Raw genomic sequence first — 10,427 nt, forward strand, 5'->3', positions numbered from 1 at the left:
CCCGGCCCCCCCGCCCCCCCCCCCCCCCCCGCCCCCCCCCCCCCCCCCCCGCCCCCCCCCCCCCCCCCCCCCCCCCCCCCGACTCTGGCGCGGCACACGATCAGGCACGACTCGTGACGGGACCCCACCCGAAGCGCACGTTCAGAGCAGCTCGCCTTCGGCGTCGCCATTGCCTCGGCTTCGCCTTCGGTACTGCTCGCCTTCGGCTTCGCCAAAGCAGAAGGGGCACCTTTCGGTGCCCCTTCTGGTGTTAGTGGCGGGTGCCGCCTACTCCCCAGCGGTGGGAAGGGATGCCCGTTAGCGTGATCCAGGTTTGTTCTCGGATGTCCTCGCCGAAGGTGTCGACCACTGCGGCGGTGATGCGGTCGATCAGTTCCTTTTCGGTGGCTTCGGTCAGGCGGCTTTCGAAGAGTTTTACGTCGATGTAGGGCATGGGGGCTCCGTTCTAGCTGGCGCGTTGGCGGGTCGAGTGGAGGTCGCGCAGGGCGGCTTCCACTGAGGTGATCAGGTGGTCCACTTGGGCGTCTGACAGGCCAGGGTGGCAGGGGAGGTTCATGTGCGAGTTGAACCAGAGTTGTTCTGCCACGGGGCACTCGCCGGTGGTGTGGCCTCGCCAGCGCCATTCCGGGGTCAGGTGTTGCGGGAAGTAGCGGAGTTGGACCTCTACGCCGCGTGAGTGCAGGTGGCGGACCAGGTCGTCTCGGCCCTGGTCGATGAAGAAGGTGTACAGGTGGTACGAGTGCTCGATGTCCGGTGGCACCTGTTGGGTTCGTGTGCCTGGGAAGCGGGTGATGGCTTCGTCCAGCCTGCTGGCTATCCAGCGGCGGCGGGCTACCAGGGTGTCCAGTTTGTCCATTTGGGCCAAGCCCACGGCGGCGGCTGCTTCGGACATTGTGGCGTTGGTGCCTGGTTTGCGGACGCCTACGCAGGTCCAGCGGTAGATGTCGGCTGAGAATTTCATCCACGGGAGGAGGAAGGGAGGCTCTGTTGCGTCTGGGACGTAGAGGCCGTCGGCCTCGTTGTTGCGGCGGCGGTCGATTCGTTCGGCCCAGTCGTCGCGGTCCAGGGTGATCATGCCGCCCTCGCCCAGGGTGGTGATGTTCTTGGTGCTGTGGAAGCTGAAGCAGGCGATGTCGGCTAGGGCGCCTGGGCGTTTGTTGTGGTAGGAGGTGCCGAGGGCGTGGGCCGCGTCTTCGATCACGGTGATGTTGCGGGGGCGGGCGATGGCCATGATCCGGTCCATCTCTGCCGGGTAGCCGCCGTAGTGGACCAGCAGGATGGCCTTGGTTCGGTCTGTCACCAGGGAGCGGAGCTGGGTCGGGTCGAGGTTCAGGGTGGTCGGGTCCACGTCGCAGAAGCGGACGTGGATGTTGTGGGACAGCAAGGGTTGCAGGGTTGCCTGGAAGGTTTGCGGGGTGGCGATCACCTCGTCGCCCGGCTGGAGGTCCAGCATCTCGATGGCCAGTTCCAGGGCCACGGTGCCGCTGGTGACGGACAGGGCGTAGCGGGAGCCCACGTGCTTGGCGAAGCGGGCTTCGAACTGGTCGCGCAGGTTGCCTGCGGACAGGACGTCGCCGGAGCTGACCAGGTCGGTGATCATGGCTAGTTCGTCGGTGCCCACGATGCTTCCCCTGCGGGCGAAGGGGACGATGAAGTTACCGTCCACTGTGGCCTCCGGTGAGCGTGGCCACGAGGGACTTCTTGTCCACCTTGCCCAGGCCGGTCAGGGGGAAGGAGCCGACGATCTCCACCTTGTCGGGGAGTTTGTAGTCGGCCAGGCCGCGTTCGCGCAGGAGTTTGCGCAGGGCCGGGAGTTTCGGGGCGGTGCCGTCGGGGATGATCACGGCGCAGGTCTTCTCGCCCAGGACGAGGTCCGGGATTGCGATCACGGCCGCCTGGGCCACGTTGGGGTGGGCGGTCAGGTGGGCTTCGACCTCCGTGGCGGAGATCTTGTCGCCGCCTCGGTTGATCACGTCCTTGACGCGGCCTTCCACGACCATGTTGCCCTGCTCGGTGAAACGGACCAGGTCGCCGCTGCGGTAGAAGCCGTCCGCGGTGAACGCCTTCGCGTTGTGTTCGGGGGCGTTGTAGTAGCCGCGCAACGTGTACGGGCCGCGGGTGAGCAGTTCGCCTGCGGTGCCTGGAGGAACCTCGTTGCCGGCCTCGTCGACGACTCGGATCTCGTCGGCTGGGCTGATCGGGCGGCCCTGGGTGGTGAGGACCACGTGCTCGGGGTCGTCGTCGCGGGTGAACGTGAGCAGGCCTTCGGCCATGCCGAACACCTGTTGCAGGCGGCAGCCGAACGCGGGCTGGACTCGGGCGGCTACTTCGGGGTGGAGTTTGGCGCTGCCGATCTGGATGATCTCCAGGCTGCTCATGTCGCGGTTGCTGTGCGGCACGGCTTCCAGCCAGAGGTGCGTGATCGTGGGGACCACGGACGTGATCGTCACGCGTTCGCGTTCGATCAGCTCGAAGCAGTGGTCCGGTTCCGGGGTCAGGGCCATGACGGCGGTGCCGCCTGCCTGGAAGACGCCGATGATTCCCGGGCAGCCCCACGGGAAGTTGAACTCGACGGGCAGGACGGTGAGGTAGACGCTGGTGGGACCGAGGTCGTTGATCTCGGCGGTGAGCTGGGTCTGGTAGGCGTAGTCGTCGTGCGTCCGGGGGATCAGCTTCGGCAGTGCCGTGGTGCCGCCCGAGAGCAGGAAGAAGGCGACGTCACGTGGGTCGGGGTCCGGGAGGTCGACCGGATCGGCTTCCGGCAGGGAGTCCGCGACGAAGATGCGCTTGATCGCCGGGAGCTCGGCGGAGATCTCGCCGGCCAGGGCCACGTAGTCGTGGTCGAGGTGCTCGCGCGGGACCACGTAGCCGATCGCGCCGGAGAGTTCGCAGAGGTGGCGGATCTCGTTGGCGCGGTAGGCGGGGAGGGCGAAGACCGGGAGGGCGCCCAGGCGGAACAGGGCGAAGCAGAGGGCCACGAACTCGGCGACGTTGGGGAGCTGCACGACGATTCGGTCGCCCGCGCTGATGCCCTGCGCACGCAACCCGGCCGCGAGGCGGTCCGCCCAGGAGTCGAGCTCGGTGTAGGTGAAGCGGCGGGTGCCGCAGACCACCGCGGTTCTGGAACCGTGGTCCGCGGCCCAGCGGCGCAGCAGGGCGCCTAAGGTTTCGCCCCGCCAGTAACCGGCGGAGGTGAAACGGGCCGCGTCCTCTTCCGGCCACGGTACGCATCCTTGGAGCATGGTCGTCCTTTCCTTCTCGCGTCTACGCGCTGAGGCCCGCCGCGGCTGACATCCGGCTGACCATCCGGATCAGCGCTTCCTGTTGCTGGACCAGGGAGTTCATCCGGGTGCGCAGCTGGTCGATCTCCTGGGTCAGCTGGTCGCGGCCGCCGGGGAGCAGGGAGGGGGAGTGGGCCAGGACGGCCTGCATGCGGCCGCGCAGAGCCGGGCCCGGCTCGACTCCCAGCTCGCGCAGGAGGTTGCGGCGGGCTCGGTCGTAGGTGCCGATGGCCTCGGACTGGCGGCCGCAGCGGTACAGGGCGACCATGAGCTGGTCGTAGAAGCGTTCGCGCAACGGGTGGGCCGCGGTCATCTCTTCCAGTTCGCCCACGATCTCACCGTGCCTGCCGGTGCGCAGGTGGGCGTCGAACAGGCCCTCCACGCTGGTCAGGCGTTGCTCCTCCAGCAGTGCCGCCTCGCCTGCCAGGATCGAGCCGGTCACGCAGCCCTCGAACGCGGCACCGCGCCACAGACCCAGGGCGCGGCGGAACAGTTCCACCGCGTGTTCGGGGTCTTCCGCGGTGATCTCGCGGGCCAGGGTCGAGAGGCGGTGGAACTCGTCCACGTCCGTCTCATGTGGACCCAGGCGCAGGTGGTAGCCCGGTGGGTCGGTCACGATGTCGGCCGCGTTGCCCGCCGTGTCGAGAAGGCGGCGCAGGCGGGCGATGTGGGCCTGCAGGGCGTTGGTGGCGTTGCCCGGCGGGACGTCTCCCCAGAGCTCCTCGATCAGGCGGTCGAGCGACAGGGTCTGGCCCTGCCGGACGACCAGCGTCGAGAGCAACGCCCGCTGCTTGATCCCGTTCGGCGTCATCTTTCTGCCGCGGATCTCGTCGTAGACGTCTACCGGGCCCAGGATTCGAAGTCGCACAGTCTCCCCCATCCGGCTGTCCGCTAGCGGAACCTGTCCGGGTCCGTGAAGGTCAACGGGCAGTGGGTCTCCCTGCCCAGCACGATGTCCGCGAGGGCTTCGCCGATGCCGCTCGCGTGCTTGAAGCCGTGGCCGCCGCAGCCGACGCCGAGGACGAGTCGCGGGTCGCTCTGAGGGCGGCCCAGCAGGAACTGCTTGTCGGGCGTGCGGGTCACCATGCAGGTGGTCACGGACGTCGGCAGGGTCGTCAGGCCGGGCACGGCGTCTTCGAGCAGGCCGGTGAGCTTGTGCCAGTCGGCAGGCGACACCGAGTGGTCGGCGTGGTCCGGGTCGATCGAGCGGAAGTCGCGGCCGCCGTCCTCCAGGCCGAGCTTCACGTCGTGGGTCTCGCTGGACCAGCCGTGGCCCCAGATGGCGCCCGTGTGGCCGAGCTCGCGGATGAACACCGGGAAGTTCTTGAGCGCGAACGGGTCTGCGTCGCCGGTCGGGCGGAACCACGTCATCGGCATGCGCACCGGGTCGAGCGGCAGGCCGGGGGCCAGCTTCGTCGCCCAGGGGCCGGTGGTGACGACGACCTGGCGCACGCGGAGGTCGCGGGCGGGGGTGCGGACGACCACACCGTCGGCCACGAGGTCGATCTCGGTGACCCTGGTGCCCGTGTACACGCGTGCGCCGTGCCGTTGCGCCACTTCGACAGCGGCACGGACGGTGTCCTCGGCGGCCAGCAGGCCCGCGGTGGGTTCGAACACGCCGACGTGATCGGCCGGCAGGTTCGCGTGGGCCGGGAAGCGTTGCGCCAGCGCGGTGTTGTCGAGCACCTCGACCGGGATGTCGTGCGTGCGAGCGGCCTTGAGCGTGCCCGACACGATGTGTCCGTCGGCAGGACCGATCAGCAGGCCGCCGGTCGGGTCGAACAACGGGCGCCCCGCGGCGTTCTCCAGGTCGCGCCAGAGCGTCAGCGAGCGCTGGGCGAGCGGGACCAGCCCGGTGTGCTCGAGGCACGCGGTGCGGAACATCCTGGTGGCGCCGTGCGAGGAACCGAGGGCGTGGCCTGGCTGGAACTGCTCGACGCCGAGCACGGACACCCCGCGCGCGGCCAGCTGCCAGAGTGCGGCCGAGCCCCACGCGCCCAGGCCGATGACCGCGACGTCGGCGTCGAGGTTCATCGTGCGCCCTCCAGCACGCGCGAGCCGCTGAACGCCGGCATCACGTGCTCGCCGAACAGCTGCATCGCCTTGCGGGACTGGGCGATCGGCATCGCGCCGGGGTTGAACTGCATGCTGACGCACAGGTCGTTGCCGAACCACTCGGCGATCGTGGCGATCTGCTCGGTCACGTCGTCCGGCGTGCCCGCCAGGACCTTGTTGCCCTGCAACGAAGCCGCGAAGTCGTAGGCTTCGACCTTGTCCACGAAGCTCTCGTAGCCGGGATACTGGTCGCTGCGGGTGCTCGCCCACGAGGCGATCGCGCCGGCCATCTTCTCGATGTAGTTGCGCTCGTACATCTCACCGGCCGCGAGGGCTTCCTCGCGGTTCTCGGAGAGATAGGCCGTGTACTTGATCTGGATGCGCGGCTGCTCCGCGTGACCGGCGTCCTTCCAGGCGGCGCGGTAGCGGGAGATGTTGTCCTGCAACGTCTCCCGTGACGTCACGGACGGCACGACCTGCAGGTGGTAGCCGGCGGAACCGGAGGCGGCGCACGACTCCGGGCTCGTCGCGGACGCCACGAAGATCGGCGGATGCGGTGCCTGGAACGGGCGCGGCAGCATGGTGACGGGGCCGAACCGGTGGAACTCGCCGTCCCACACCACGTTCTCCTCCGTCCACAAACGACGGACGGCCTCGACGGTCTCGGCGAAACGCGCCCGGCTCTCCTCCATGGGAATGCCGAACGCGGCGAACTCGTCGGGCAGGAAACCGCGGCCGAAGCCGGCGTCGAGCCTGCCGTGCGAGAGGTGGTCGAGCATCGCGAGCTTGCCCGCGAGCTTGATCGGGTGCGTGAACGCGGCGATCACCGCGCCGGTCGCGATGCGGATCCGGCTGGTCCGCGCGGCCGCGGCGGTGAGGAACGTGACCGGGTCCGGGCTGTATCCGCCGTACGGCGAGAAATAATGCTCGACCGTCTGCACGTGCTCGAATCCGAGCTGTTCGGCCAGCTCGACCAGCCCGAGACTCTCGTCGTAGTAGTCGGTGGCACTCTTGGCGTCGGGATCGACGACTGGAAAGAAGTTGATACCGAATTTCATAGCAGCGAAAGTAGCCGACCTCCGGCGGACGCCTCAGCGTTGTCGAGCACCGTTCGAGCACTCGCCTAGGCCGCTGCGAGCAGTGCCCACCACCCGTTCACGGTCACGTCCTTGACCAGCGTCTTCGCGTCGATCTCCACGCCGGCGCGACGCCACTGACCGGCCAGCCCCATGGTGATGACGGAGTTGAGGCCCCATTCGATCAGATCGTCGTCGTCGGCGATCTCGCCGGGGTCGATCTCCAGTTTCTCCGCGATCAACGCGCGGAGTTCTTCCAACGTTGCGGGAATCTCGCTCACGGCATGTGAGAGTAGCGTTCCGGGGACATCGCGCCAGGGGCTCGTCATTGTTTTGTCAGCGCCGTGTCAGCCGGATCCCGCACCATTCTGCTCACCTACCACCGGGGGAGCTTGATGTGTGATGTGGAGCCACGAGCATGACGAGTTGATGGACAGGGCCATCGCGAAGGCGCAGAGCGCGCTGTTCGCGGCGGGAAGGGAGCCGGCGGTCGTCGCGGTACCGGACGAGCTGAGCCCGATCCGCACGGCCGCCATGGCCGCCGTCGCGAGCAGGCTGCTCGCACGGCCGAACAGCTTCGTGCTCGGGCTCTTCGGCACCACGCCCGAGATCCAGGTGCACCTGCAGGCGTTGAGCAGACTCTTCGCCTTCACGGATGTGCTGGTGGGGCAGGAGGTTCCGCAACTGGACGGGGTGAGTGTCGCCGACCCCAAGGACATCGTAGCGAGTGCGGACATCATCACGGTGGTGGGGCCAGGTCCCGAGCTGCCGTACTGGTATCCGCGCGGGCACCTGCACATCAACGCGATCGGCACGCTCGGCCGCAGGTTGCCGAGAGCGTTGCTCGACCGCGCGATGGTGTCGCCCGACCACGTCGAACGCGCCCGTGCCGCGGGGGAGTGCTCGTCGTTGCGGGAGACGCAGATCGGGCCGAGCATCGCGCGGCTCTGCGCGTCACCGGCCGTGGCGGCGCAACATCGCCGGCATCTGACCGTGTTCGACTCGACCGGATTCGTTTCCGCCGATCAGGTGGCCGCGACCCCCGGTGTTTGTGCGGGTGCGGAGAGTGTGGCATCATGAGTTCCATGATCTACTAAGGTCTCTTTCGACGCCGCCTCGTTCGCAGGCGTCCCTCTCAATGGCTTGCGCCTCGTCCTTTCGTCATTCTGGCGCGCCATTCGCAACCCCACGTTTCCACAGCTCAGGACGTCTTCGGCGTGCCTGCACGATGCTGCGCGGTCCGGGGCTGAATCGCGTCGAAAAAGACTTTCCTGGAGATTTGCTGTGCAAAAAACCGAACGACTTCCGCAGCGCTGGGCGATTCTCGCCGTGCTGTGTCTCGCATTGCTCGTCGTCGTGCTGGACAACACCGTGCTCAACGTGGCGGTGCCGTCGCTGAGCGCCGGTCTCGGCGCGTCGACCTCGGACATCCAGTGGATGATCAACGCCTACTCGCTCGTCATGGCCGGTCTGCTGCTGGCCGCGGGCAGCCTGTCGGACCGCTACGGGCGCAAGCGCGCGCTGATGTTCGGCCTGGCGCTGTTCGGCATCGGCTCGCTCGTCGCGACGTTCGCCGGGTCGCCGACCCAGCTGATCATCGCGCGGGCCGTCATGGGTGTCGGCGCGGCGTTCCTGACGCCGGGCACGCTCGCGGTGCTGGTGCGCGTGTTCGACAACGAGGAACGGGCGAAGGCGATCGGCATCTGGGCGGCGGTGTCGTCACTCGGCATCGCGGCCGGTCCGGTCGTCGGCGGCTTCCTGCTGGCGCACTTCTGGTGGGGCTCGGTGTTCGCGGTCAACGTGCCGATCGCGGTCATCGGCTTCATCGCGGTGGCGGCGCTCGTGCCCGAGTCGAAGGACCCGGTCGGCAAGTACCCGGACATCCTCGGTGGCGTGCTGTCCGCGGCGTCGATGGCCGCACTGATCTACGCGGTGATCTCGGGTTCCGAGCACGGCTGGACGGATTCCCGAGTGCTCGCAACGTTCGCCGCCGGTGTGGTGCTGCTCGTGGTGTTCATCTGGTGGCAGCGCAAGACCGACAACCCGATGCTGGAGCTGTCGATGTTCGCCAACCCGCGCTTCAACGGCGCGGCGGCCGGCGGCGTGCTCGCGGCGTTCGGCATGGGCGGCTCGCTCTTCCTGCTCACCCAGCACCTGCAGTTCGTGCTGCGGTTCTCCCCGCTGGAGGCGGGTTTCCGCATCGCGCCGCTGGCGATCAGCGTGCTGATCAGCAGCAGCCTGCTCAGTGCCCGGGTCGGCAAGGTGCTCGGCCAGGGTCCGACGATGACCCTGGGCATGACCGTTGCTTCCGGTGGTCTCGCCGTGATCGCGTTGGTGGATCCGTCGAACGGCTACCTGCCGACGTTCTGCGGGCTGGTGCTCATCGGATTCGGTGTGGGGCTGGCGATGCCGGTGGCCGCGCACGCCATGATGAGCGCGATTCCGCTGGAGCGCGCGGGAACCGGGTCCGGCATCAACCAGACCCTGCAGGAGATCGGTGCCTCGTTCGGCGTCGCCGTGCTGGGCGCTGTGCTGACCTCGAAGTTCATCGGCGGCTTGCCTGCTGACCTCGGTGAGGACGCCGGCAGGTCGCTCCCGGCTGCTCTGTCGGCGGCGGCCGGTAACCCCGAAACCGCCGCGGCGGCACGGGACGCGTTCGCCGCGGGCATGTCGAGCAGCCAGCTCATCGGTGCGCTCGCGGTGCTCTGCGGTGGCCTGCTCGCCGGGTTCCTGCTGCGGCGCGCGGAGAAGTCCCAGCCAGTTCCCCAGCACGCCTAGGAGGCTCCAGATGCACCAGGTGACCGCAAGGCCGTCCACTCAGGACGGTGGAGCCGCGCTGCTCGGGTGGCTGCGCGAGATGCGCGACCAGGCTCCCGTGTGGCGCGACGAGTACGGCGTCCACCACGTCTTCCGCTACGACGACGTGGTGACGGTGACGACCGACCCCGCCCGGTTCTCGTCCGACATCAGCCGGATCATGCCGGACCTCGACCCGCTGTCGCGCGACATCCTGTCGGTGATCGACCCGCCGCTGCACCGCAAGCTGCGGCGGCTGGTCAGCCAGGCGTTCACGCCGCGCATGGTGACGCAGCTGGAACCGCGGATCGTCGAGCTCGGCCGCGAGCTGCTGGATCGCGTGGATGGCGACCAGTTCGACCTGATCGACGAGTTCGCCTACGCGCTGCCGGTGATCGTGATCGCCGAACTGCTCGGCGTGCCGGCGCAGGACCGCGATCTCTTCCGCGACTGGTCGGAGAAGATGCTGTCCAAGGAGTTCGACGACCCGGTCTCGATGCAGTTCGAGAACGACGACGCCGACTTCGACCGGCTGGTCCGCACGCCGATGCAGCAGATGCGCGACTACCTCGGCGGCCACCTCTCCGATCGGCGTGCCACGCCACGCGACGACCTCCTCACCAAGCTGGTCGAGGCGGAACTGGACGGCGAAAGGCTGACGGACAAGCAGGTCATCGACTTCGCGTGCCTGTTGCTGATGGCGGGCCACGTGTCGACGACGATGCTGCTCGGCAACACCGTGCTGTGCCTGGAGGACAACCCCGGCCTGCAGGACCGGCTGAGGGCGGACCGGTCGCTCATCCCCGCGACGATCGAGGAGGTCATGCGCTTCCGGGCGCCGATCACCATCGCGAGCCGCGTCACCACCGAGGACGTGGAGATCGCGGGGGAGACGATTCCCGCCGGCAGCATGGTGATGCCGTGGCTGTTGTCGGCGAACCACGACGAGCGCAGGTTCGCCGACCCGGACAGGTTCGTGCCCGAGCGCAAGGACGCGCAGCAGCTGGCGTTCGGGCACGGCATCCACTTCTGCCTCGGAGCGCCGCTCGCGCGCCTCGAGGGCCGGATCGCGCTGGAGCTCATGCTCGACGCGTTCACCGACGTGCGGGTCACACCGGGCGCGGAGGTGACTTACCACCGCGAAGGCCTGTTCGGAGCCAAGACCCTCCCGGTGACCGTGCGTCGCGGGTGACACACCCCCTCTCACCTGCCTGCACGG

10 protein-coding genes are annotated in these 10,427 nt (G+C 68.4%); 3 read left to right on the forward strand and 7 right to left on the reverse strand.

What is annotated here, in order from left to right; translation table 11 throughout:
• Window positions 1-250: 250 nt before the first annotated feature.
• From ABZ345_RS08790 to ABZ345_RS08820, 7 genes are all read right to left on the reverse strand, one after another.
• Complete coding sequence (locus ABZ345_RS08790) at window positions 251-433, reverse strand: tautomerase family protein (RefSeq protein WP_359844481.1); 183 nt, start codon at window positions 431-433, stop codon at window positions 251-253.
• A 12-nt stretch (window positions 434-445) separates the two neighbouring features.
• Complete coding sequence (locus ABZ345_RS08795) at window positions 446-1,621, reverse strand: DegT/DnrJ/EryC1/StrS family aminotransferase (RefSeq protein WP_359844483.1); 1,176 nt, start codon at window positions 1,619-1,621, stop codon at window positions 446-448.
• Between the two features lie 34 nt (window positions 1,622-1,655).
• Window positions 1,656-3,242, reverse strand: a complete 1,587-nt coding sequence (locus tag ABZ345_RS08800; protein WP_359844485.1) for a (2,3-dihydroxybenzoyl)adenylate synthase — start codon at window positions 3,240-3,242, stop codon at window positions 1,656-1,658.
• Window positions 3,243-3,264: 22 nt separating this feature from the next.
• Window positions 3,265-4,149, reverse strand: coding sequence for an AfsR/SARP family transcriptional regulator (locus tag ABZ345_RS08805; RefSeq protein ID WP_359844487.1), 885 nt, complete (start codon window positions 4,147-4,149; stop codon window positions 3,265-3,267).
• A 23-nt stretch (window positions 4,150-4,172) separates the two neighbouring features.
• Window positions 4,173-5,315 (reverse strand): N-methyl-L-tryptophan oxidase, encoded by a 1,143-nt coding sequence (gene solA, locus ABZ345_RS08810; protein WP_359844489.1) that lies wholly within the window; start codon window positions 5,313-5,315, stop codon window positions 4,173-4,175.
• Window positions 5,312-6,394: an LLM class flavin-dependent oxidoreductase gene (locus ABZ345_RS08815; protein WP_359844491.1), complete on the reverse strand. Its 1,083-nt coding sequence runs from the start codon at window positions 6,392-6,394 to the stop codon at window positions 5,312-5,314. The genes solA and ABZ345_RS08815 overlap by 4 nt, the downstream gene beginning before the upstream one ends.
• A gap of 65 nt (window positions 6,395-6,459) precedes the next feature.
• Entirely contained in the window at window positions 6,460-6,693 is a 234-nt protein-coding gene (locus ABZ345_RS08820; protein ID WP_359844493.1) for a phosphopantetheine-binding protein, read from the reverse strand.
• 121 nt (window positions 6,694-6,814) lie between these two features.
• Here ABZ345_RS08820 and ABZ345_RS08825 point away from each other — a divergent pair, with 121 nt between their 5' ends.
• From ABZ345_RS08825 to ABZ345_RS08835, 3 genes are all read left to right on the forward strand, one after another.
• Complete coding sequence (locus ABZ345_RS08825) at window positions 6,815-7,492, forward strand: hypothetical protein (RefSeq protein WP_359844495.1); 678 nt, start codon at window positions 6,815-6,817, stop codon at window positions 7,490-7,492.
• 204 nt (window positions 7,493-7,696) lie between these two features.
• A complete protein-coding gene (locus ABZ345_RS08830) occupies window positions 7,697-9,190 on the forward strand; it encodes a DHA2 family efflux MFS transporter permease subunit (RefSeq protein WP_359844497.1) in 1,494 nt (497 codons plus the stop codon).
• A 10-nt stretch (window positions 9,191-9,200) separates the two neighbouring features.
• Window positions 9,201-10,400, forward strand: a complete 1,200-nt coding sequence (locus ABZ345_RS08835; RefSeq protein WP_359844499.1) for a cytochrome P450 — start codon at window positions 9,201-9,203, stop codon at window positions 10,398-10,400.
• Window positions 10,401-10,427 lie beyond the last annotated feature (27 nt).

The organism is Lentzea sp. NPDC005914 (genome assembly GCF_040629405.1).
GTDB lineage: Bacteria > Actinomycetota > Actinomycetes > Mycobacteriales > Pseudonocardiaceae > Lentzea.